This is a genomic window from Sphingobium trunci (genome assembly GCF_022664535.1).
In the GTDB taxonomy this organism is placed as follows: Bacteria; Pseudomonadota; Alphaproteobacteria; order Sphingomonadales; family Sphingomonadaceae; genus Sphingobium.
This window is the reverse complement of the sequence record NZ_JAKUJY010000023.1, coordinates 1-22044: the sequence shown is the minus strand read 5'-3', so window position 1 is coordinate 22044 and position 22044 is coordinate 1. Positions and strand designations below refer to the sequence as shown.

Here is a 22044-nt window from a genome sequence, read left to right as displayed (position 1 = left end):
CCATCGTCGAAGCAAGGCTGCCTCAGTGCATCGCAGACGGCGCGGCGCCATCGCGCCAATCGCTGGGGCGATGTCCTGTTTCGTTGAAATAAGCACGAGAGAAAGCGCTGACGCCCGAGAAACCTAGCCGGTAAGCGACCTGCTTGATGGGCGTTTCCGCCTTCAACAGCTCCTGCGCCCAGCCGATACGGACCTGTGCGATGTGCTTGTGCAAGGAAATGCCGGTCGTGTTGCGAAACGCTTTTCCGAGATGCCCCGCACTCCAGCCCAACTCGGCAGCGAGGTCAGACAGGCGGCAACCCGGGTCATGCGCGACCATCTCCAGTACCCGGTGAAGGCCAGCGGTGTCGAGCCGCCCGCCCGTTGATCTCACACGCTTGTCCCTGGTCGACCGGTTTACGTGATTGAGCAGTTCCACCGTCAAAGCTTCGGCCAGGCTATTGAGCAGAAAATCGCTGGCCATTCCGGGATTGAGCAATTCGGAGCCCGTCCGATGAAGATACATGGTGAGGCACGCGCTGGTAAGGTCGAGGCATTGCCGACTTTCACCCAAATTGTTGATCGAAGAAAACCCATGCCTTTCCAGCCAGTTATTGGAAAAGGCGAAGACGATGTTATGCGATTTTCCCTGCGTTGGAGTTTCGAGGGTTGCAATCTCGACGTCGGCCGGAAAATAGATCAGAGGGCCAAGCCTGCTGAAAGACGACTCTCCTCCCAGAGCGCCGAACATCTCCACCTGATAGGGATGCAGGCGAGTGACCAGCAAATGGCGGGTCGGACTGTAGCGGGTCGAAAATCTCGCATTCCATCGAAAATCACTGACGGAAACGGCGAAGTCGCTCAATTGCTTTCCGGCCTTCACGGTCTCCTGAAAATCCTGGCTCTCAGTCAGTCTCTCCACTGAACGATCCTCTCACTCCCATGGCGCATAAGCCTCTGAACGCCCACCCCCACAGGACCGACGATCGGACTTCTCGCAGCATCTTCTCCTGAACGGCAGGATACGCCACCCTGGTGCACTTGGAAAGTCGATCCCCTTACGCATTGCGCCGGCCATTTAGGATGTTTGACCGGGCGCGGCCCGCCATATCCAAACCTGATATGGACCAGCCACGCCCGTTTCTGATCACAAGATCGACTCCGCGTAGCGCTTTTAGGTCATTAAAATGGTTGCGGAACGGCCCAGCGATGACGGGTCGAAAGTCGAGCAAAAGCTCAGAGCATACCGAAGGGGAGGACCATGGGGTTTCATATAAAATCGGCTTCTGCCGGACGCGATTTTCTCCTGCGAGGCGTGTGCGGCTTCGCCCTCGTCCTGGCTCTGGCGGTGCCGGCTCATGCCCAGTCCGCCGCGGATGCATCGGACCCGGCAGCATCAAACGCTCGCGACACCACGAGGCTGGAAGAAATCGTCGTGACCGCGCAGCGGCGCGGCCAGAATCTCCAGGACGTCCCCGTTGCGGTCACGGCTTTCAACAGCAACACGCTGGCTCAAAGCGGTGTGGCATCCGTACGCGAGCTCGGACAGCTGGATTCCTCGCTGAACCTCAATCAGGGATCGGGAACCATCGTTCCGTTCCTGCGCGGCGTCGGCAACCCCTCGGGCACGACGAACGGCAACGAAGCAAGCGTCCCCGTCTACATCGACGATGTGTATTACACGCGCCTCGCGCCGATCGATCTGGAACTCGCCAATGTCGAGCGAGTCGAAGTCCTCAAGGGACCGCAGGGCACCTTGTTTGGCCGCAACGCGAGCGGCGGCGCCATCCAGGTATTCACTCGAGATCCCGGTTCGGAGATGGAGTTCCAGGGCAAGCTCGGCTACGCGAACTATGATACGGTTAGCGGCCAAATCTATTTCTCCACGCCGATCACCGATAGGGTCGGCTTCAATGTGTCCGCAAGCGGGTTGCATCAAGGCGACGGCTGGGGAAAGAATCTGACGTCCGGCCAGGAGACGTACAAGAACAAGTTCTTCAACGTCCGTGGCAAGTTCGTCGGCGATCTGACGGATACCACGACCATTCATCTCGCCGCGTTCTACAATCGGCAGCGCACGGGACAGGGCGTCACGAACGGCTTGTACCAGGGACGGTTAAACGGTACCCCGCCCCTCCCCAGCTACGGACCGACACAACAAATTCCCGCGCCGCCCTTCTACGATTCCATCGCGACCAAGAACAATTTCATCAACCACCGGGGCTGGGGCGTTTCGCTCAAAATTCAGCAGGACCTCGACTTTGCCGACCTCGTGAGCATAAGCGCGATCCGCAAGGCGACCGAACTTTATTATACCGACGGCGAGAATCTGCCGTTCAATTTCCTCGCATATGACTTGCATTCCTATGACCGCCAGATTTCACAGGAGCTCCAGCTCAAATCCCGGAGCGGCAGCAGTTTCGACTGGATCGTCGGCGGCTTCTACCTGAATTCGAAACAAGGATATGTGCCGAGCCACATCACCGGCGATGCGCTGACCGCCAGTGGCATCGAGGCGCAGGATCTCTACGGATTGCAGACGGTCAATTCCTTGTCGGGCTACGGTCAGGCGACCTTTCATGTCGTACCCGAAGGCACGAACATCACGCTCGGCCTGCGCTACACGTCGGACAAGGTTCACGGGGTCGGCCATCAGACCCTGATCTTCCCCGGCGGGACGACATTCCCCCTGCCGGGAGGCGAGTATGACAAGGAGTTCACCTTCAACAAGCTGACCTACAAGGTTGCGCTCGACCATAAGTTCGGTCGGAATGTCATGGGCTATGTGTCGTTCAGCCGCGGCTACAAATCGGGCACCTTCAACACCCTGCCGCTCGCGAGCGACCCTTCTCGCCCGGAAACGGTCCAGGCCTACGAAATCGGCCTGAAGAGCGAGTTGTTCGACCGGAAACTGCGCATCAACGCCGCGATCTTCCAGAACGACATTCAAAATCCGCAGGTTGTCACCGTCTTCAGGAGCTGCACGCCGCCCGGATCGAACAATTGCGTGAATTCGGTGGGCCTCACCAACGCCGAAAAAGCCCGGACGCGAGGTGTCGAACTCGACAGCAGCGCCGTGGTGGCGGACGGCCTCACCATTCAGGCAGGTTTCGTCTATCTCGACGCCAAATATGTCGATTTCGCCAACGCTCCCTTCTACTTCCCCAATCCCAACCCGCCTTACGGCAACCTGCCGCCGGTCTTGGGCGATGCGTCCGGCAATCGCCTGTCCCAAGTTCCGAAATGGAGGCTGCACGGCGGCTTTGACTATGTTTGGGACGCGTCATTCGGCAAGGTCACTTTCAACGCCAACGCGGCTTATACGGACAGTTTCTATTGGGATGCGGACAACATCCTGAAACAGGGCGCCTATACGATCGTGAACGGCTCCATCGCATTTTCGCCGAGTGCCGATGACCGCTTTACAGTCACTCTATGGGCAAAGAATCTGGCAGGCGAGAAATATTACGGTACGCAACTCACCCTCGCAGGCTTTGCCGGCAACATCGCCTCCCCCGCCCCACCGAGAACCTATGGGATCGACGTCGGATTCAAATTCTAGAGGGTGTACCGTGTTTCCGCTCTGCGGAAACACGGTAACGGCGGCGATACAAGATTGGGTAACGGCATATGGCTGAGCTGCGACTGGACGGTAAGGTCGCTCTGATTACCGGGAGCGGCCGGGGTCTGGGGCGGGCCTATGCCCACCTGCTGGCATCGCGTGGTGCTAAGATAGTCGTGAACGATCCCGGCGTGTCGCTCAGCGGTGAAGGTGGAGACCGGCAGCCGGCGCTCGATGTCGTCAGCGAAATAGAGGAAATGGGCGGCGTAGCCACCGCCAATTTCGACAGCGTCGCGACGACGGCGGGCGCGCAAGCCATGATCGCGCAGGCACTGGACGAATTTGGCGGTATCGATATTGTCGTCAACAACGCTGGCAATTTCCTGCCCAAGCACAGCTTCATCGACAGCAGCGAGGAAGCATTCGCGTCCATCTGGCAGGTCCATGTGATGGGGTCGATCAACGTCATCCGGGCCGCCTGGCCGCATATGTGCAGGCAGGGGTCGGGACGTATCGTCAACACCTGTTCGCATGTCGGATATCTCGGCAATGACGGGTTGATTGAATATGCGACCGCAAAAGCTGCTATCCATGGTCTGACTCGGACGCTCGCGGCAGAAGCGACGGCATTCGGCATAGCAGTGAACGCCGTGGCTCCTGCGGGCATGACGCGGCCGAATGCGGCCGACCCAGCCATCGCCGAACGCTTTGCGGAGGACGGATCTTTCCATGTCGATCTGGTCTCGCCGACCGTGCTGTGGCTCGCTCATCAGGACTGCGACGTCAGCGGCGAGATCTTCGGCGTCATGGCTGGGACAACGACCCGTATTATCGTCGCGGAGACGAAGGGATATACAAGCCGAACACCAACCCCCGAGGCGATCAGGGATCATTTCGATACAATCCTGGGTCGCGAGACGGTGGCGGGCTCGGGGCTGGATACCGGTACCAGCGGCGAAGGTCGTGGCATGGCGCTCATCACGCGTTACGATGCCGTATGACGCACTCATATGCGTGTCATACCGCGTCTGTTACAAAGGAACATCCTCGGCTGCTATTGCCACAATCTGCTGGGTCATGTTCAGCGTCACGTTCCGGTGCGCTTGTGCCAGCCGTGGTCGACGCGATGCCACTATGTCGCGATGCACTGTGCGCGCCTCGAGCTGACCGGCATCAGGCAGTCGATGAACGCTTCCAAGGACGACGCGGACGGCGCCGCTCCGCTTTGGTGACGCTGATGTGCGAATGGCCGGGAAGCACCACCAGGTGGATCCTTACTGTTCTGAACCGATTCCCCTCGCCGCACCGATCAAGAGGACACAAACAGTATTTTGTTGCACTTTGACCATACGATCGACATTTGTCGTCGACAGAACAGACTCATTTAATATATTTTGATTTCCAATTTCTATAGTCCAGTCTTGCAACACGATAATTTGAGGAATGTCATGACTACGTTGGAAATTACGGACCGATCTGGCAATGTCAGCGAGATTATTGTTAGCGACAACATCTCACTGATGGAGGCCATCCGGGATAATGGCCTTGATGAGTTGCTGGCCTTATGCGGCGGATGCTGTTCCTGCGCCACATGTCATGTGTATATTCAAATTGACGATGCCAGCAAAATATCTCCGTTGTCCGATGACGAGAATGATTTACTTGACAGCTCGGAACATAGAACGGATCGCTCGCGCCTTTCCTGCCAGATCTCACTAAATGACAGGATCGAACATATGAAGGTTACGATCGCGCCACAGGATTAATCTCGTTCAGCAAGTTCACTTATTATAGATGCACTCGACCCACTTGATGTATTGGAGGCGGCGAGGAGGAAAGCATGCCGCTCGTTCGAATGGGGAGATTGACCTGCTCGGCGGCGCCTCACCCCGGTCTGTTTGAGAAGAAGCGGACAGGCCCTGCGTCAGCCAAATTTCAGCTTGGTCAGATCTTGGGACACGTCCCAGAGACGCGCCGCAACGCTGGTATCCGGTGCCTGTTGGGAAGGTTTATCCTCGGTCGGACAGCCTTGCATCCCGTTCATCCGGTTAGACCCATAATAGGCTCCGTCCCGCACAGCCGAATCACATGCTGCAAATAGCGTGGGCAAAGCGCCCCGCCACGCCGACTGAAACCGGAAGGCCAGGAAGCGTCGCAGCTTCGCGGGCAGGCTTGATCGGCGCGAGCTGTTCGGAATCAGATCGGTTCGGGTGATGCCGGGATACGCCGCGAGGCTCTCAACATCCAGAGAGGAATAGCGAATTACGAGACCGGGAACTGGATCAGGGACTTGCACTCGTCAGGACTCGACCTCGTGATTGACGCATCAGCCTCAGCCGGCGCCCGCGCAGTCCGGACAGCTTCTTCGATCTCCTCCGGGACCTCAGTCAGCGTTAAGACCTCACGGTTACGCTTTTTTGAGCCACTGATATTCGGCGACCGACATCAGCAGGAGGCTATCATGGCCATGGTGCGTGATGGTTAGGGGCGCAACGAGCGCCTGCCGGCTGATGCGGCCGAAGGCCTTGGACGCCTCAACGGAACTGACAGTCTGCATAATAGTGTTCCTCGAGTCCGTAAGTACGGATTTTAAGGATAAATGTCGAATGCTGGTGCGATGACCGTGCCTGAATATATCACAGGATAGGACCGCATGGCGGCATCAGGCCGCGGCAAGGTCGCGGAGGCAAGATGTATGATTGGCGGTGAGACGCGTGGCGCCGCCGAAGGCGCGTAGGCGGGCGGCCATGGTCTTGCGCAGATGAGCGCGGTTGCCGATGACGGCCTCGGGGGACAGCGGTTCGCCGTGGGCCGACACATAACCCGTTGCAGGCAGCCCGTCCGCCGTCTCGATGACGATGCGGTGCCCGCCGTTGGGCCGCTTTCCGGCATAGCGAGCCGTGAACTCACCGAGCTTGCCGGTGAGGCCCTTGACCGCCTTGCCCCAGCGGATGTGGCCGGCGCCAAGGCTTTGTCCCGTCATAAGCCCCCGGCCGAGCCAGAGGTTGAAGTGGGCGCGCTGCTGCAGCAGGGTGTTTCGAGTCCGCTCCATGATCCGGCAGAGCGGCAGCGCCGCGGCGTGCAGGTCGAGGAGTGCGAGGTAGGGCCCATTGGCAGCGACCAGGATATCGTCGAAATCGCGCGCAGCGAGAAGGGTGCGGAGCTCGTCTTCCAGTCGCGGATCGAACGAAACGGCTTCGGCGGATAAAGGCTCGATCGCGATCACATCCCGCCCGGTATTCGCGAGCGTATGAAATCCGGTGCTAGAAATCACGATAACGGCGAGTTCCTTCGCTCCGCCGCAGGCGCGCAGAGTGGGAAGGAGCAGAGCGTACCCGGACTGGTCGGCCACGCCTTCGCGGACCCACCCCGCTTCGGGCGCACCGAGGATGAGCAGCCGCCGCGTCCATCGTGCCGGAAGCGGACCGTCGGTAGGTTTGGGCCAGGTGCTGGGCAGCGGCCGCCCGGTCGTGGGCGCCGGCGGCGCCTCGGGTGCTGCAGCTGCTTCGTAAGCGCGCCGCGCCGTATCGAACAGGTCGTCGCGGTTGCCGCCGCCGTCAGCGAAGCCCTGGTCGTAAGCCAAGGTCGCGGGCGTCTCGAATCCCGTTCGCCGCACCTCTGGCTCCCAACCGGCGGTAGCGGCGTACCACCCTGACGCGTACCGCACCGCCCGGTCCCAGTCACAGGCATGAAGGCTGCGCGCGCGAAGGATGGCATGATCGAGATCATCGCCTTTGCCGCTGGCGATGCGGGTTTCGGTGAAAGTGAAATTGCGGGCCTGTCGCTCCTCCTCGGCGGCTTTGGACATTGATTCCATGACGGGACGCAGCGCGAGGGCCCGGTCACGCATTCGCGCAACCCTCGCTTCCCGGTCGGCCTCGTTCGGCAAGTCCGGGAAGCGGCGCCAGGCGTCGGCGAGAATGGCGGCATGTACGAGCGCACCAGCGTCATCATCACCACCAACCTGAGCTTCAGTGAATGGGCCACCGTCTTCGGCGATGCCAAGATGACTACCGCGCTCCTCGATCGGCTCACCCATCACTGCCACATCCTGGAAACCGGGAACGACAGCTTCCGGTTCAAGAACAGCTCGGCGCACCAAGCCAAACCCAGAAAGGAGAAACCCGCATCTTGACCCACCGATGACATCTAAAACATAATCATCAGGCGGGTCACTTCTCGGTGGAAATCCCGGGTCACTTCTCAACGGTAATCAACAGACACCGCCTTGCGGGGTGCCACTCAGGGTCCGATGGAAGCGCCAGTCCTCCATATAACCCGCCTTGAGCATCCCTCGGATCAACGCGATGAAGCGACGATCCTCGATCCGCTTTTCGAGCAGGCGCAGAAGGATGGCATGATCGATGTTGTCGAAGAAGCTGACAACATCAACGTCCACCAGCCATTTGACGCCCGTCCAGACCGCGCCGATGGTCTTCAGCGCGGTGTGACAGGAACGGCCTTCCCGGAACCCGTGGCTCGCATCATGGAAGATGGGCTCGTAGATCTGGTTGAGCACGATCCTGACCACTTCCTGGACGAGACGGTCCTCCGTGGTCGGTATGCCGAGCGGTCGCATGCGACCGTCGGACTTGGGTATCAAGACACGACGTACAGCAGCGGGTTTGTATGACCCGTCCGATAGCCGGTCGATGATGGAGCGGACCTTTTCGGGCGAGTAGCCGTCGAACGTCCTTCCATCGATGCCCGGTGTCATCGCCCCCTTGTTGGCGGCGACCTTCAGATAGGCCTGATCCCAGAGGGACGGACTTTTCATCAGGCGGAACAGGCCATTGGCCCGCCGGCCCGACCGCACCACGGTCGGGAGTGATCCGATTGCCTTTTCGACGGTTCCCGGCAGCATTAGCACGCCCCCGCCAAAGTCGTTCGGATCGTGGAAGCTGCCGTCCTTCCCCCGACCGGTTGGCGTTTCACGCGGGTCGCCCCACGCTTATCGCGTCGATCGTCCGCCGGTCCACCGGCGACTGTCCCGGTCGTTACACCGGGCATTTGAGTACTATGACGGCTCCGTCGCCATGCAGGTCCGGGCAGGCCGTCCTGTTTAGGCGATCCCGCATTTACGCGAGAGGGAGGTTGCGACGTGTTTAGGCGCCCCGTTCGTTCACTTGCCCCTCCATACAGAGGATGCGTCGGACGAGCTGGTAGACCGGGCCTCTCAACGTCGGAGGACCGACTCGCGGAAAGTATAAATATCGCACTTTCCGACCGTCCGAAGCGCCGCGTCAGCCATTGTGCGGCACCACTCGCGGTGTAAGTCGCTGCAAACTGGGGTTCAGGCAGTATAGCTTTCGCCATGCACGTCTTACCCTGACCCGCCGCGCCATAAATGGCTTCGACGCTTTGGGCCTTTTCCGAACATGCTGTTGTCCCCCGCCTCTTTCGAGGTCGCAGCCATTTCTGGCCGAGGTTAGTCCGGTGGGCACAGGTCATTACCAGCGACCCTGACTGTTCATTCAGTTCCTCCTTCTTCTCGCGCCGATACGGCGCACCGTTGATCCCGGAATAACGGTGACCAGTGCCCGCGTTGCGCGGTAGGCCAATGGCCGCCTTCGCGCTGTCCCAAGGCTGGACCCATGGCAGGCGCCCTTGCTCCAGTTCCGTGATGATCCGATCCGTCACCTCGGAATATAACGATCCATGATCCTCGCTCATTTCCTCTTACTCCTGCCTTCACAGCACCGGCCGCCGGAGTGGCGGGGTGGGCGGCGAGAGGCGCACGGAGGGCACGGGCCTAGAGAAAGCCGACGCCCACCCCGCCGCGCCGCGCGGCCCAAACAAACCGAATCTCATGGCGCGAACGGCGTCATGACCGTCCGGGCCGGGAGGCGGCGTGTAGCGTCAGGGATCGTTACGCCGAGGGCGCGAAGACATCGATTAGGATGGCATGAAGCGAAGTGGAATAGAGCCCGGCCGCCAAAGGCGGGACGCCCCCTGCCCTTGTGAAATGACCTCGCTACACGCTACCCAAAGGCATGGCAGACACGCTTTCACCAGCGGAACGAGGAGCGCGAATGGCGCTCGTCAAGGGGCGCGATACCAAGCCCGAGATGATCGTGCGCCGCATGCTGCACACGATGGGCTATCGCTACCGCCTTCAAGCCAAGGATTTACCCGGAAAGCCGGACATCGTCTTTCGCTCCCGTCGTAAGGCGATTTTCGTACACGGCTGCTTTTGGCATCGCCATCCCGATCCGAATTGCAAGCTCGCCCGTCTCCCAAAGAGCCGCTTGGATTTCTGGCAACCCAAGCTTGAGGCGAACGCGGCGCGCGACCGGGCTACGGTCGAGCGCCTGGAAGAGATAGGGTGGAAAGTCCTAATCGTGTGGGAATGCGAGTTGCGCGAACGAGAACAATTAGGCAACAAGCTCATACGATTCATCGGGGAGCGAACATGAAGGCGATCGAACTATTCGCGGGCGCGGGCGGACTGGGGCTAGGCGTCACGCGCGCTGGCTTCAATACCCTCGACGTTGTCGAATGGGATCGCTGGTGCTGCGACACGATCCGCGAGAACCGCAAGCGTGGCAACGCGGGCATGGGCCAATGGCCCCTGCCCCGCGAAGGCGACATTCGCGATTTCTCGTTCACCAAGTTCGAAGGGAAGCTCGATCTGGTCACTGGCGGCCCGCCCTGCCAACCTTTCTCCCTTGGCGGCCGCCACCGCGCCCATCAGGACGACCGCGATATGTGGTCCGAGGCCGTCCGCGTCGTTCGCGAAACGAAGCCCAGCGCTTTCATCTTCGAGAATGTGAAGGGGCTGACGCGAGAAACCTTCGCGACCTATTTCAGCTACATCTTCCTGCAGCTCTCCTACCCGGAAATCGCCCTCGAGAAGGGCGAAAGCTGGATGGATCACCGCGCCCGGCTGGAACAGCATCACAGCTCCAACGGCAGTTCCGCCCTCTCCTATCAGGTATTGCCGCCCAAGGTACTGAACGCCGCGAACTTCGGCGTGCCGCAAAAGCGCGAGCGTGTTTTCTTCGTTGGCTTCCGCTCGGACATGGGCGTCAAATGGTCGTTCCCCGAGGAAACGCATTCCCGCGAGGCACTGCTTTGGGATCAAGCCAAGGGCGACTATTGGGATCGGCACAGGGTCGCGAAGCGGGATCGCCCCAGCCTTCCCCCGGTCGCCTATCGATTGGACGCGCGGCCAACAACCAAAGCGTGGCGAACGACGCGCGACGCGCTTTTCGGCCTCCCCGACCCCGAACTTTCGCCTCGGGCGAAATCCGAGTTCGCCGATCATCGCTATCAACCCGGCGCGCGAAGCTATCCTGGCCACACGGGCAGTCCGTTGGACGAACCCGCCAAGACGCTGAAGGCTGGCGTACACGGCGTGCCGGGCGGCGAAAACATGCTGCGTCGCCCCGATGGCTCGGTGCGCTATTTCACGATACGCGAAAGCGCCAGACTACAGACATTTCCCGATGAAATCATTTTCCACGGATCATGGTCCGAGACAATGCGGCAGTTGGGAAACGCCGTGCCCGTCGACCTGGCCCATGCCATCGCGCAATCGGTCGCGTCGCACCTCAAAGCGGCGGCAAGCAAGACCGGTCGCGCTTGATGACGGAAGTTTACAACCCGCTCGACAAGGTCAACCTCGGAAAATCAGTGGCGGACGCGCTGTTGGCCAGCCCGGTCCAACCACTCGCGGATATTCAATCCTTCGAAGGCGCGGGCATCTATGTCCTCTATTATAGAGGATCGCACCCTAGCTATGCGCCTTTAGCGCAAGCGAACGCGGACGAAGCGACATGGCCTATTTATATTGGCAAGGCGATCCCGTCAGGCGGAAGAAAGGGTGTGAGCCTATCTGCCAGTGCGAGAGGCACGGCCCTCTATAAGCGGCTGGCCGATCACCGCGATAGCATCAAGGAGGTTGAAACGGGTTCACGCTCATTGTCGGTAGCTGACTTCGACATCCGCTACCTCATTGTCGATGATATCTGGATTCCGCTCGGTGAAAGCCTACTGATCGCCCGCTTCCGTCCCGTATGGAACATCGCCCTAGATGGATTCGGCAATCATGATCCGGGCAAGGGCCGCTATGGTGGCCTTCGTCCGCTTTGGGACCATTTCCACCAGGGCAGACCATGGGCTACACGATGCGCCGAAAGAAGTGAAACGGCCGAAGAGGTTCAAAAGCGAATTTCCGAATTCCTAACCGCTCATCCCCTCGGCCATGACATCTAAATGGCGGCAACCGCGATCAATAACCTTCGCGGCAATCTCCTTCGTAAGACCATTGCTCGCACATGATCTCTTTAGCCACATATGCGGACGCAAAACAGCAAACCTTGTGAAGCCGGTCATCTTTTTCGATACCGCGGTCATCTGTCGCTGCTTTTACACATCCATGAAGGCGCGTCGCGCCTAGCCCGGCTTCGTCGCGCACGGAGATCCAGAGAAAGCCCAGGTTGATCGCACCTCCCGTGGCCGGGCCGCGGAACACTAGGTCCGCTAGCTCCCCCTCCCCTCCCCTCTCCAACTGATCAAGGATCGCGCGCTTCCTCGCCCACCCGCTTCATAGAAACGAAACTCGAAGCCCATCGAAGCGGCGGTGGAACCGCCCATGCCCAATCGGTCTGTCCGATGGAATAAGCGGCCCCAATGCCGTCTACGGACTGCCCGCCTGATGGTCAAAACTGCCGCCTGACTTCTGTCCGACCCCAGGGGCCCACTCCACCGCGCTGCGCAACTTCGCCGAACAATATCCCGGCGTTCATCTCGATGTCTGCGTCGACGATCGGATGATCGATATTACGGCGGCCGGTTTCGACGCCGGCGTCCGTTATGAGGATCGCGTGCCGCTTGACATGGTCGGCGTCGCACTCACGGCACCCGAAGATTGGGTCGTCGTGGGCTCGCCTGATTTGATCGAACGGGTTGGGAGGCCATCCAAACCTGAAGATCTGCTCGCGCTTCCGTGCGTCGAGACCCGGATCGGGGATAACAGCCATTTCGATTGGGAGCTTGGCAATGGCGACGAGATGATCCGACTGCCGGTTCGCGGGCCCGTCTGTGCCAACGAAACCGAACTGGCGGTCGGCGCCGCGCTGGAGGGTGCCGGCTTCGCCTATTGCCTCCCGCGCAGGATCACCGACGAAGTGAGCATGGGGATGCTCGATATCGTCCTTCCGGAGTGGGCGTCCCAGGGACCATCCTTCATGATCTACTATCCGAGCAGGCGGCAGCCTCCGCCGGGGCTACGACAGCTCATCGACATAATTCGTGCCCGCGAGGGCCTGACGCCGGTCCAAGTCGGCCGGGCGCAGCCCCGGAATCACATTCCACGCCTGTTTTGGAGGTGGCGGAATAGCCAGAGGTGGAGCTCGGGCGGAACCTATGGCATCCGATTCCAATGACCATTCAGCCTTCCATTGATCCGAGCATCACCGCCCTCGGGCCGGGCTTTCGCGCGGTCAGTCTCTTCCTCGAAGCGAGCCACTCTTCAATCGCCCCTATGGCGACGGACATATTGGGCGAGGCCTGCGCCTTTGTAAAAGCGGGTGGTCCCACATGGGCTGACGATCACATCAAAGCGTGGAACGACGTGTTCGTCCGGTTCGGGGCGAAGCCGGGCAAGACACCCAGCTCGGCCGCGGCACTGCGCAAACGGGTGCTGAAGGATGGCGTGATAGCGAGCATCAGCCCCGTCGTCGACCTGTACAATGCGATTAGCCTGTCGTTCGCGCTCCCGATCGGGGGTGAAGACGTCGATGCTTATATTGGCAATCCACGCCTCACCATCGCCGACGGATCCGAACGGTTTGATACGATCATTTCGGGCGAACCCATGACCGAGCATCCGGCGCCAGGCGAGGTGATTTGGCGTGACGACGTGGGTGTCACTTGCCGACGCTGGAATTGGCGACAAGGGCTGCGCACGCGGATAGGGCCGGACACCCGCCGCGTGTGGTTCGTACTGGAGAGTTGCCTGCGATGCGCGAAACGGCTTTGCTCGAGGCGGCGGACGTGTTGGAAAACCGCCTACGGCGCCTGTTCCCTGAATCCGTGACCGAGCGGGCGCTGCTCTCCATTCCCGGAAAGTAGGCCATGGCCATGTCACGGCGAGATCAATATCGGGAAAGGTTCGACCTGATGCGCGGCCAGGTGCCTTAGATATGGGAGCTCAGTTCCTGGCGCGAACTGACCGACATCGACACCCGCCGCGAAGTCCCATGCGGATGGCATAAGTCCGCGAGAGCGTCACCTCGTGAAACCTCTGTCATTCCCATTACTCTGAAGGGCGAAAATATTAATGGGTGCTGGTCCAGGGATTGATGACGCTCAGTCCCGCGGCCTCGAATGGGCTCACGTCCCGGGTTGCGATGACAAACCCGTTAGCGGCCGCGATCGCCGCGATATAGGCATCGGGTGCTCGAAGGCCCTTGCCTTTCGAATGAGCGAGCGTGGCAAGCTCGGCATAGTGACGTGCCGCGTCCTGATCGAATGACAGGATGCGCCCCGCGTAAAGCTGCTCCGTCCGCTCAAGGGCTGCTTCAAGAAAGTCCCGCCGCTTCCCCGCGGGCAGAGCCATGATCCCGAACCGCGTCTCAGCCATGGTAATAGTCGTCAGATAAAGGATCTCGAAGGGTTGCGCGTCAAGCCAGCGCCGCACGGCGATGGAGGGTTGCCGTCTCGCCATCTCGAAGATGACATTGGTATCGACAATGATCATCAGTCGAAGCTCATGGGCGTCGTGGGCCCGCGATCCCGTGCTCCCTCGAGCAGCCTAGTCTCTTCGGCCGTCAGCCCATTAGCCCCCCAGGTTTCGGAAAGCGCCGCACCCATAAGGCGCCTGCCCTCCGGACGCGCCGCTTGTTCCAAGATGAAGCGAATTTCGGCTTCCGTGCTCCGGCCGTGCCGAGCCGCCCGAACCCGTAGCGCCCTGTGAACCTCGTCGGGAATATTGCGAACGGTAATGGATGCCATTTGCTTCCAGCTTTCAATAATGATTGCGATGCAATCATTTTAGCAATTTGCTATCATCCCAGCAAGGCAGCTGATGATGAGCATGGTGCGCGGCGGGGATATGCCCCCTCCCCTTTCATCCTGGGAGGTGATCAACGCATTCCGTCCTTCGCGAAACTCACACTCAATCGGCGACAAGCTCCGAGTTGCCATCGCACGAATATGCGGGCCGTGCGCTCGCTGAAGTATGGCCAGGCGTGGGTCAAATCCGTGAACAGACCGGAAGCCATTCCTCGTGTCGGGATCGCGCGATTGTCTCTTGGTCGGTCGCTAATGTGTCCGCGCGACGAGACTCTCGTGAAGTGCGGTATGTGCGGGGAGGTTGAACGAAGGGACGCTCCACTGAACGCTCGGTCCCCTCCCCTTTTCCGCCGTGGTTTATCTCGTCTTGCTAAGCAGCGGGCGTTTAGTCCGCGTACCGCGCGCAAGCACCTATCGGAGTTGCGAGATGAACCTGTCCGATTGGGGGCGTGAGTGTCGCGAGGTTCAGAGCGCGGTCTAAACACCGTAAGAAGCACTGGTGAGGCATCTGCCGCATCATCATTTCAAGGCAAAGTTTGGCGGTTGAGCGAATTTTGCATACATGCAAAATTCGCTTAAGGCCGTCCCCGCCGAGATGCGTAGCTTTCGCAAAAACCGGTGAAAGACTGTTTCAGCTTGTTCCCGCCAAGGTTGCCGAGGCGGTCGCCCATATGCTCTCGATAAGCCGCCGCGATAAGATCGATGTCCCAACCACCACCATGGCTTCGCGCTATGTCACGAAACAGCATCGAGGATGCATAATGTAGACTGCCCGAGGGAAAGCCCGCCAGCGGCTCATCCTCCCCTCCCCCATTTCCCATTTCGCGAAGCTTTTTTCGACCAGTCGGTACGCTCTTTACCGTCGCGTCCTCGCCGGAGACGATCTTCTCCACAAGCCCGTCCCGGCGAGCCTTGCGACCCGTGGAATGCCTCTCCAACTCATCCACGGTGCTGATCTGTTCCGGCGCATCCTTTGCAATGAAGCGCATCTCGATTTCGGACACCGCTCGGCCTTGCCGCACTTCTTTCCACTCGATCGTGAAATGCGCCAGCTGATCTATTTCCGCCTTCGCGGCCTGAAGAACCTTGCGCCTGAGCTGCGCAAAATCTTTATACACGTCTGGATCAATACCGAGAGCGGCGCGCAGCGCTATGACATCGCCCTTCCATGTCGACTGCCGGCGATGGATGCGCAGCGCTCCCATCTCGTAAAGCCGCAAGGCATAGGTGGAGCGAAAGCGCAGAATAGACTGCCGGTTGAGCACCGCATAGGTTTCAGACTCCTGGATCAGCCGGCGAGCATCGGGAGTAAACTCCCATTCTATCCAACCGGCCTCATGGCCTTCTTCGTCAACTTCTTCCCGAGACATTTGGATAAGAGGAAAGCGACGCGTGGCACGGCGACCACGCCATGAGGTATCATCCTCCGCGAAGAGTGTGCGGTGTAACTCCTCGAGCATATCGGCAATACGCTCATTGCCCTTATGCCCTCGCCTTATGTCGGCCTTTCGAATCCGGTGTGGAATATCGCGCCACGCATCGCCGCCGGCGGCGAGGATCATAAGCGCCAGCAACCGGGAAGCCGTAAGGCTAAGAGACTGGCCTTTGATAAAGCGAATCTCGACGAGCTTGCCTGGCTTGGCGAACTCGTCATTATCGCGATTGGCGAGGGCGGCGGCAACGCGCATCGCGCGATTCGCGGCTACGGCGGGCCGCTCTTCAATTTCGCCCTGTTCTTTCTCATCCATAGCGAATCTCAAAATATCCTGACCTGACCCAAGACGTCAAGTCAGGTCAGGTTGGGCTGTGAGGCTGCCCCCAAGTGGACAGGGTAAGAGAAATGGAGGGGAGTTTCGGCATTGGTCCGCGAAACATACCCGTCGAACCGCGGGCAGGTGCGTGGATACGCGTCAAAGAGGGCCGTTGGGCCGCACTCGCGGGCAACGCCTCCAACAGGTCAGGCATCGCCCCCCGTAAAGTCAGGCATCCGCCCCCAATCGGACAGGCAACTTCCCCCGTCCGGTCAGGATATGGCTCTCCGACTCGTTATTCCGCCGCGATTCGCTGTCCTTGAATCAGAATCTCTAGAATCAGGAATCCCCCCGACCATCCTGGTCGGCGTTTTTCTAATTGAAAGGAAGGTGAGGAAAGGGTCCGTGACGTCAAGAGAGAGGAGGGGTCCCAAATCGACATCGAAGAACCGCCTTTGTTGGGTACGCGCCTCGGCATTTCTAGGTGCCTATGTAACAGACGGCATGCAAGGCCTCCAAAACTACTGACGGGCGAACACCGAAAGGACCCGTGGACTTGCGATGGGCACCATCGCGACCGCGGCGTGACGACAACAGCGTCGGCCGGCCGATCATCAGCGTGGACAATCCGGTTCGGCCGCGGGCGTCGTCTCTCTTCCAGTCCATACTGGTCAACGTCAAATGGGCCTGCACGAAGGCATCAACTCTCTCTTTGTCATTTAAACCAATCGCGACAGGGGCCATGAACTTAAGGCTTCGCATCAATTTGATCCTGATCCCGAGCAGCCCTTTGGTGACCATTCTCATGCAAGAGCGACGTCGGGCGGCGGGTGACCGTCAAAAATCGGCGTTCCGCGCGAGATCGTTCATGTCCGGCCCGGGCCCCCACGAAGTCAGGACGCGAACTTCCATGGCCCGTCCCGCGACTCGAAATGACGCCCCCAATTGGTCAGGATGGCGGTTAAGTTTTAGGTTTGGCTCGGGGCCTAGGACAGGCCTTCAAATATCCTCCGCGATCGGGCCCGTTTTCACAAGCAGGTGCTCTAAGGGTCGGCAGCTCACAATCAGGAATTCTTCTGCGGTCAGCCCCCGCGCGTTTGGGCCCTTACAGGAGAAAATGAGCAACTTTCGAGGCGCTATCGCGATTTTGCATGCATGCAAAATCCCGTCTCGCGGCTAAATGGCCCCCGAACGGTCAGGGAAAATATCCAGATAACATCGCCAGCCATTTAGCTCGCCGACTTTTGAAAATAAGCTCTGCGTTGACAAAAAATCGAAAGTCAGAGCATAGTCACGACATCTTCGAAAAGGGCACATCTCATGGCAAGCCTTCCGGCCGACGAAATCGATTCGAGTTTCGCCGCGGTTTCAGATCTAGCGGCGAGATCAAACCTCGTCCTTGAGCGGCTACGTGACAATGCGCGAGCCGCGCGTGCCAATGAGCGACGGGAACCAATCTTTACGATCGGACGTGCCGCCGACCTCATTGGGCGGACCACGCAGGCGATCAGGGAGGCGGAGCGCGACGGACGCCTGCCAGAGCCACCGCGGACCGAGACTGGTCGGCGGGTCGGTTACACGCTCGCGCAGTTGAATGACATGCGTGGACTGTTCGGCACCAGGCCATGGCGATCAAACGAGGATCCTTGCGCCGTGATCGCGGTACAGAATTTTAAGGGCGGCGTGGGTAAGTCCACGGTCTCGGTCCACCTTGCTCAATATCTCGCTATCCAGGGCTATCGCGTCGCGTTGATCGACTGCGACAGCCAGGGTTCGGCGACTACGCTTTTCGGATATGTTCCCGACCTCGATCTGACCGAGGACGATACGCTCTATCCGTTTTTGCGGCACGACGATATCGGATCGCTGGACTACGCACTCCGCAAGACCCACTTCGATCAGCTGGAACTCATCCCCGCCAATCTACGGCTGTTCCAATCGGAATATGAGTTGGCGGGGCGCATGGCGCGCGGCCAGTCGACGTTGCTCAACCGTCTTGCCGAAGGGATCAATTCGATCGCGGATCGGTTTGACGTGATCGTCATTGATCCGCCGCCAGCTCTGGGCGCGATCTCTCTCTCCGTTCTCAGGGCGGCGAATTCACTGGTCGTGCCGATTCCTCCCACGGTTATGGATTTCTCCTCGACCGCGGCCTTCCTCACCATGTTGGAAGAGACTATGGCGCAACTGCACGAGATGGGCTTTCCCACCGGACTCAGCTTCCTTCGCTTTGTCGCGTCCAAGGTGGACGAGGGTAAGTCGATGCAGAAGGAGATGCTGAACCTCATGCGTTCGCTTTATGGTCACAGCATTGTCCGTACCCCTCTTAAGGACTCCGCCGAGATCGACAACGCGACCGCTCGGTTGATGAGTGTTTACGAGCTCGACGGGCCGCTCACCAGCCGATCGGTTCGGGAGCGTTGCCTCACCTATCTCGACGGGGTGAACGCGGAGATCGAGATCGACATAAGATTGACCTGGCCGAGCCATGCGGCGAGGCTCCGGCAGGAGGGGCACGCCTGATTTTGCATGCATGCAAAATCGGCGCTCGATAGTGAAGAAAGCGCGGAAATTGGCGAGTGAGGGCGGGTTGCTATGAGTGGCAAGAATAAGAGTTTCGCGGAAGGTTTGGCTGCGGGGATCACCCCGGCGATCTCCGATACACCAAGGCCGCGGAGCCCAGTGGGGTCGATCCTTTCCGGGCGCGAGAACCGGATTGCCGCACTTGCCTCGGGCTCGATCGTGCAGCGCACCTATGAACTGGTTGATCCGGCTCGGTGCAGGATGTGGGCCGGTCATAACCGCGATTATGCTCTGCTGAATGAGCAGCGTTGCGGCGATCTGATTGAAAGCCTCAAGTCTCAGGGAAAGCAGGAGGTGCCCGCCGTCGTGCGCCGCCTTCGAGGCGAGGTCGACTATGACTTCGAGGTGATATGCGGCGCGCGCCGGCACTGGAGTGTGTCGTGGCTGCGCGCGCACAACTATCCCGAGTTCCGCTTCCTCGTCGAACCGCGCGAGCTCACGGACGAGGAGGCCTTCCGCCTTGCCGACCTCGAGAATCGCGCCCGTGAAGATATCTCCGACATCGAGCGAGCCCGCGATTATCTCAAGGCTCTCGGTCACTATTATGAGGGCCACCAGGGGCAGATGGCCGAGCGTCTCAACGTGTCGCAAAGTTGGCTGAGCCGGTATCTCGATCTTGCCCGCCTGCCCGCCGAACTGATCCGTGCGTTCCCTGATCTTCACGCGCTGAGAATCAGGCACGTGACGCTGCTCAAGCCGTTGCTGAAACCTGAAGACCGGAAGGAGAGAGTGTTCGCGAAAGCGAATGAGCTAGCGGCCGAGTGGGGGAGGGGGGGCGAGATTCCGGCGCCGGCTGATATCATACGGCTGCTGACCCTCGCTACCGAAGCCCCCACCAAGTCAGCCTCCCCCAAGAGGTCAGGATTGGCTGAAATCATCAACGGAGCCGATGACAAGCCGCTGCTAAGGATCGAAAAACGAACTCCAAAGGCGGTGACGGTCACTCTGCTGCCGAAGAGCGGCGGATCGCGTGAAGAGGCAGAGGTCGCTATTCTGAATCTTGTACGGGAGCTTTGGCGCTAGCGCCGGCTCTCGAACGTGGCCACTCGCTCCTCAAACGCCGCGAGTTCGGCGTCGAAAGAAGCAAGTGCCTCGTCGATCTTCTGGGAATTGGGGGGAGGGGAGGCGGGCCGCCCGCGCGGAGCGGCTCGGAAGCCGAAGCGCACAGCCAGATCGCAGGGCATGTAGAGTTGCCAGTTGTGGCGGGCCTCTGCTTCCACAACCAGTCCCAAGCTCGCCGCGCGCTTGAGGAGCTTGCCGGCGCCGGAGATCGTCAGCCCTAGCTCTTCGGCTACTCGGGTAGGGCTCGCCACGGGATGGCTCGTGAGCAACGCCGCAAGAAGGGGTAGACTCCCTGGGCGGCGGGCTTCGGCGATCGCCTGACCGAAACGCAACCGGTCCACTTCCATGGCGTCGAGCAAGGTGAGTCCATCAGTCGCCGCATTGTTCATCTTGCGGAGGAAGCGTCTCGCAATTCCAGGATCGTTTGGCGCTAGCCGATAGGCCTTGTCCCCAGCCACCAGGATCGGCAGCGGATTGCGGGTAAAGCCCATCCTATGGAGGAGGAGGGGTAGTTCGAGCCAGACGGCCATGTGCGAATTTGCTCGTGCGCTTCGCGCCAGCAGTTCGAGAGCCCGTAGGAGGGCAGGGCGTTCGCCCCAGCCGGGCGGCACATCGAAACTGAACGTCAGCCTGTCGGTCCAGTGAAGACGCGCGTTGTCATGGAAGCGACGTCGCCAGGTAGAAAGGTCGTCAAATGGATCTCCGACCGTTGAGATGGGGGCACGCGAGGGGAGGGGGACACCACATTCCCGTGAAAAAATGTCGATTTCCTCAATTTCAATACCATGAGCCTGAAGAGCCCGCCCATATCCGCTCCAACTCGCCCGCAACAGCCAAGCGTTCGTCACGGAACTGGCGGAAATTCGTTCGTCTAGCCGCGTAATCGCGATACAAGCTTCCACCAGAAGCTGGGCAAGGTTGGTATCCCAATGGGGCTGGGAAAGGTCACATATGGCATTGGACATACCATAATCTATCCCGAACAGGCCCTTTCAGTCTACTATGAGATAGGCAGCTTCTCCTGCCTGTTTCATGGATCCACGGCCTTGTCGGAGTCTGTCAATGTGGCCCGTGATGGCAACCCGGCCCGCCTTCGGTATCGGTTCGGTGAAATCTAGGTCAACATGGTGCAGGCGGCCCGCCGCCCGGGAGATCGATCTACGGTTCGGACGTGTGGGAAGCGCCCATTCCTCGTGCGGGGAGGCATGCTTGATCGTCTCACTTCCGATAGAGCGAGAGCAACCGAACGATTGATCCCGTCATCCCTATTTGTGACAAATCGACCTCGATTGAAAAATTCAGGGTGCGGATGGCGATCCTTGGCCACGCGCGCGTCTCGACGGACGAGCAGGATACGGCCGCGCGGCTGGATGCTCCGCGCGCGGCGGGCTGTGCGACGGTTTTTGGGGATAAGGCCAGCGGAGCGAGTCGGGAGCGGCCCCAGCTTGCACGGACCATCGCGCGGGCGGGGGAGGGGGGCAGGCTGTTGGTGGTGAGGATCGATCGCCTCGCGCGTCCGCTGTCGCATCTGCTGGAGATAATGGAGACGCCGCGGAAGAAGAAGGCGCGTTTCCGGTCGATCAATGATCCGATTGATACCGGCGACGCGCAAGGCGCGCCGATGACGCAGATGCTGGGGACATTTTCAGAGTTTGAACGGACGCCGATCCGTGAGCGCGGCCGAGCCGATTCGTCCACCGCCGTCGTTCGGGGGGCCAAGCCCGGAAATCCAAGGATGCGCACGCCATCGCTGACATTCGCCATGGCCACCGGGAGCGCTATCTCAAGGAACTGATCGATGGCCGCCACCCGGCTCCCAACGGGCGGATGGCCGAGGAGCTCAACCGATAACTCTAGGTCCGGCCACTCCGGACCTGGGAGGCAAAAATCCGAGGCTGAACGGCCGAAATGGGTCGGTGAAGCGGTGACCGCTGGCGATCGGCCCTTTCACGGCTGAAACACGGGTTCGATTCCCGTAGGGGTCACCATCTTCCTTTCCCGGGAGGTGCCATTAAGTCTCGTAAATGGCTGTTTTCTGCGGATTTTCTGTGGTATGCTCGTCTCAGATGGAGCAGGCAGATACCACCT

The 22044-nt window shown here is 59.9% G+C and carries 20 protein-coding genes, 1 tRNA gene and 2 pseudogenes; 13 read left to right on the top strand and 10 right to left on the bottom strand.

Annotation, left to right across the window (positions count from 1 at the left end; all coding sequences use genetic code 11):
- Window positions 1-22: 22 nt before the first annotated feature.
- Window positions 23-901 (bottom strand): helix-turn-helix domain-containing protein, encoded by an 879-nt coding sequence (locus tag MJ601_RS17230; protein WP_242128664.1) that lies wholly within the window; start codon window positions 899-901, stop codon window positions 23-25.
- A gap of 339 nt (window positions 902-1240) precedes the next feature.
- On the opposite strand from MJ601_RS17230, the gene MJ601_RS17225 reads away from it, so the two are divergent.
- From MJ601_RS17225 to MJ601_RS17215, 3 genes are all read left to right on the top strand, one after another.
- The gene (locus MJ601_RS17225) at window positions 1241-3541 is read left to right on the top strand and encodes a TonB-dependent receptor (protein ID WP_242128662.1); all 2301 of its coding nucleotides are present in this window, start codon (window positions 1241-1243) and stop codon (window positions 3539-3541) included.
- Between the two features lie 68 nt (window positions 3542-3609).
- Entirely contained in the window at window positions 3610-4542 is a 933-nt protein-coding gene (locus MJ601_RS17220; RefSeq protein ID WP_242128660.1) for an SDR family NAD(P)-dependent oxidoreductase, read from the top strand.
- Between the two features lie 447 nt (window positions 4543-4989).
- Entirely contained in the window at window positions 4990-5307 is a 318-nt protein-coding gene (locus tag MJ601_RS17215; RefSeq protein WP_242128658.1) for a 2Fe-2S iron-sulfur cluster-binding protein, read from the top strand.
- A gap of 641 nt (window positions 5308-5948) precedes the next feature.
- Here the strand turns inward: MJ601_RS17215 and MJ601_RS17210 are convergent.
- Window positions 5949-6098, bottom strand: coding sequence for a type II toxin-antitoxin system Phd/YefM family antitoxin (locus MJ601_RS17210; protein ID WP_242128656.1), 150 nt, complete (start codon window positions 6096-6098; stop codon window positions 5949-5951).
- Window positions 6099-6203: 105 nt separating this feature from the next.
- Complete coding sequence (locus MJ601_RS17205) at window positions 6204-7391, bottom strand: hypothetical protein (protein ID WP_242128654.1); 1188 nt, start codon at window positions 7389-7391, stop codon at window positions 6204-6206.
- Between the two features lie 78 nt (window positions 7392-7469).
- On the opposite strand from MJ601_RS17205, the pseudogene MJ601_RS17200 reads away from it, so the two are divergent.
- Window positions 7470-7676: pseudogene (locus tag MJ601_RS17200) on the top strand (ATP-binding protein); the annotation flags it as partial.
- A gap of 78 nt (window positions 7677-7754) precedes the next feature.
- On the opposite strand, the gene MJ601_RS17195 reads toward MJ601_RS17200, so the two are convergent.
- A complete protein-coding gene (locus tag MJ601_RS17195; protein WP_242128652.1) occupies window positions 7755-8405 on the bottom strand; it encodes a reverse transcriptase domain-containing protein in 651 nt (216 codons plus the stop codon).
- 647 nt (window positions 8406-9052) lie between these two features.
- A pseudogene (locus MJ601_RS17190) lies at window positions 9053-9214 on the bottom strand (ArdC-like ssDNA-binding domain-containing protein); the annotation flags it as partial.
- A 320-nt stretch (window positions 9215-9534) separates the two neighbouring features.
- Between MJ601_RS17190 and MJ601_RS17185 the strand changes: the two are divergent.
- The 3 genes from MJ601_RS17185 to MJ601_RS17175 are packed head-to-tail and all read left to right on the top strand — an operon-like array spanning window position 9535 to window position 11758.
- Window positions 9535-9957 carry a very short patch repair endonuclease gene (locus MJ601_RS17185; protein ID WP_281061357.1) on the top strand — a complete coding sequence of 141 codons (423 nt, stop codon included), beginning with the start codon at window positions 9535-9537 and terminating at the stop codon, window positions 9955-9957.
- Entirely contained in the window at window positions 9867-11129 is a 1263-nt protein-coding gene (locus tag MJ601_RS17180; protein ID WP_242128648.1) for a DNA cytosine methyltransferase, read from the top strand. Before MJ601_RS17185 ends, MJ601_RS17180 begins: the two co-directional genes overlap by 91 nt.
- Window positions 11129-11758, top strand: coding sequence for an Eco29kI family restriction endonuclease (locus tag MJ601_RS17175; protein ID WP_242128646.1), 630 nt, complete (start codon window positions 11129-11131; stop codon window positions 11756-11758). The genes MJ601_RS17180 and MJ601_RS17175 overlap by 1 nt, the downstream gene beginning before the upstream one ends.
- Window positions 11759-11774: 16 nt before the next feature.
- Here the strand turns inward: MJ601_RS17175 and MJ601_RS17170 are convergent, their stop codons facing one another.
- A complete protein-coding gene (locus tag MJ601_RS17170) occupies window positions 11775-12017 on the bottom strand; it encodes a hypothetical protein (protein WP_242128644.1) in 243 nt (80 codons plus the stop codon).
- A 193-nt stretch (window positions 12018-12210) separates the two neighbouring features.
- Here MJ601_RS17170 and MJ601_RS17165 point away from each other — a divergent pair, with 193 nt between their 5' ends.
- The gene (locus MJ601_RS17165) at window positions 12211-12930 is read left to right on the top strand and encodes a LysR substrate-binding domain-containing protein (RefSeq protein WP_348635599.1); all 720 of its coding nucleotides are present in this window, start codon (window positions 12211-12213) and stop codon (window positions 12928-12930) included.
- Window positions 12927-13583, top strand: a complete 657-nt coding sequence (locus MJ601_RS17160; RefSeq protein ID WP_242128643.1) for a B3/B4 domain-containing protein — start codon at window positions 12927-12929, stop codon at window positions 13581-13583. Before MJ601_RS17165 ends, MJ601_RS17160 begins: the two co-directional genes overlap by 4 nt.
- Before the next feature lie 240 nt (window positions 13584-13823).
- Here the strand turns inward: MJ601_RS17160 and MJ601_RS17155 are convergent, their stop codons facing one another.
- The 3 genes from MJ601_RS17155 to MJ601_RS17145 all read right to left on the bottom strand — a co-directional run bounded on the left by MJ601_RS17155 (window position 13824) and on the right by MJ601_RS17145 (window position 16308).
- A complete protein-coding gene (locus MJ601_RS17155; RefSeq protein ID WP_242128641.1) occupies window positions 13824-14246 on the bottom strand; it encodes a type II toxin-antitoxin system VapC family toxin in 423 nt (140 codons plus the stop codon).
- On the bottom strand, window positions 14246-14500 hold the full coding sequence (locus tag MJ601_RS17150) for a FitA-like ribbon-helix-helix domain-containing protein (protein WP_242128639.1): 255 nt from the start codon (window positions 14498-14500) through the stop codon (window positions 14246-14248). Before MJ601_RS17150 ends, MJ601_RS17155 begins: the two co-directional genes overlap by 1 nt.
- A 635-nt stretch (window positions 14501-15135) precedes the next feature.
- On the bottom strand, window positions 15136-16308 hold the full coding sequence (locus tag MJ601_RS17145) for a replication initiation protein (protein WP_242128637.1): 1173 nt from the start codon (window positions 16306-16308) through the stop codon (window positions 15136-15138).
- 1323 nt (window positions 16309-17631) lie between these two features.
- On the opposite strand from MJ601_RS17145, the gene MJ601_RS17140 reads away from it, so the two are divergent.
- Window positions 17632-18834, top strand: coding sequence for an AAA family ATPase (locus MJ601_RS17140; protein ID WP_242128635.1), 1203 nt, complete (start codon window positions 17632-17634; stop codon window positions 18832-18834).
- Between the two features lie 72 nt (window positions 18835-18906).
- A complete protein-coding gene (locus MJ601_RS17135; protein WP_242128632.1) occupies window positions 18907-19917 on the top strand; it encodes a ParB/RepB/Spo0J family partition protein in 1011 nt (336 codons plus the stop codon).
- Here MJ601_RS17135 and MJ601_RS17130 read toward each other — a convergent pair.
- A complete protein-coding gene (locus MJ601_RS17130) occupies window positions 19914-20921 on the bottom strand; it encodes a MarR family transcriptional regulator (RefSeq protein ID WP_242128630.1) in 1008 nt (335 codons plus the stop codon). The two genes, MJ601_RS17135 and MJ601_RS17130, sit on opposite strands and share 4 nt — an antisense overlap.
- Before the next feature lie 344 nt (window positions 20922-21265).
- Between MJ601_RS17130 and MJ601_RS17125 the strand changes: the two genes are divergently transcribed.
- Window positions 21266-21751 (top strand): recombinase family protein, encoded by a 486-nt coding sequence (locus tag MJ601_RS17125; RefSeq protein ID WP_348635597.1) that lies wholly within the window; start codon window positions 21266-21268, stop codon window positions 21749-21751.
- Window positions 21752-21882: 131 nt separating this feature from the next.
- Window positions 21883-21944, top strand: a tRNA-Ser gene (locus tag MJ601_RS17120).
- Window positions 21945-22044: the final 100 nt, after the last annotated feature.

Excerpts from the sequence above, each read along its gene's own strand:
- MJ601_RS17215 (WP_242128658.1), top strand. The coding sequence starts at position 4,990 with ATGACTACGTTGGAAATTACGGACCGATCTGGCAATGTCAGCGAGATT.
- MJ601_RS17225 (WP_242128662.1), top strand. The coding sequence starts at position 1,241 with ATGGGGTTTCATATAAAATCGGCTTCTGCCGGACGCGATTTTCTCCTG.
- MJ601_RS17185 (WP_281061357.1), top strand. The coding sequence starts at position 9,535 with ATGGCAGACACGCTTTCACCAGCGGAACGAGGAGCGCGAATGGCGCTC.
- MJ601_RS17210 (WP_242128656.1), bottom strand. The coding sequence starts at position 6,098 with ATGCAGACTGTCAGTTCCGTTGAGGCGTCCAAGGCCTTCGGCCGCATC.
- MJ601_RS17145 (WP_242128637.1), bottom strand. The coding sequence starts at position 16,308 with ATGGATGAGAAAGAACAGGGCGAAATTGAAGAGCGGCCCGCCGTAGCC.
- MJ601_RS17155 (WP_242128641.1), bottom strand. The coding sequence starts at position 14,246 with ATGATCATTGTCGATACCAATGTCATCTTCGAGATGGCGAGACGGCAA.
- MJ601_RS17130 (WP_242128630.1), bottom strand. The coding sequence starts at position 20,921 with ATGTCCAATGCCATATGTGACCTTTCCCAGCCCCATTGGGATACCAAC.
- MJ601_RS17125 (WP_348635597.1), top strand. The coding sequence starts at position 21,266 with ATGGCGATCCTTGGCCACGCGCGCGTCTCGACGGACGAGCAGGATACG.
- MJ601_RS17140 (WP_242128635.1), top strand. The coding sequence starts at position 17,632 with ATGGCAAGCCTTCCGGCCGACGAAATCGATTCGAGTTTCGCCGCGGTT.
- MJ601_RS17160 (WP_242128643.1), top strand. The coding sequence starts at position 12,927 with ATGACCATTCAGCCTTCCATTGATCCGAGCATCACCGCCCTCGGGCCG.
- MJ601_RS17135 (WP_242128632.1), top strand. The coding sequence starts at position 18,907 with ATGAGTGGCAAGAATAAGAGTTTCGCGGAAGGTTTGGCTGCGGGGATC.
- MJ601_RS17205 (WP_242128654.1), bottom strand. The coding sequence starts at position 7,391 with ATGCGTGACCGGGCCCTCGCGCTGCGTCCCGTCATGGAATCAATGTCC.
- MJ601_RS17195 (WP_242128652.1), bottom strand. The coding sequence starts at position 8,405 with ATGCTGCCGGGAACCGTCGAAAAGGCAATCGGATCACTCCCGACCGTG.
- MJ601_RS17175 (WP_242128646.1), top strand. The coding sequence starts at position 11,129 with ATGACGGAAGTTTACAACCCGCTCGACAAGGTCAACCTCGGAAAATCA.
- MJ601_RS17150 (WP_242128639.1), bottom strand. The coding sequence starts at position 14,500 with ATGGCATCCATTACCGTTCGCAATATTCCCGACGAGGTTCACAGGGCG.
- MJ601_RS17220 (WP_242128660.1), top strand. The coding sequence starts at position 3,610 with ATGGCTGAGCTGCGACTGGACGGTAAGGTCGCTCTGATTACCGGGAGC.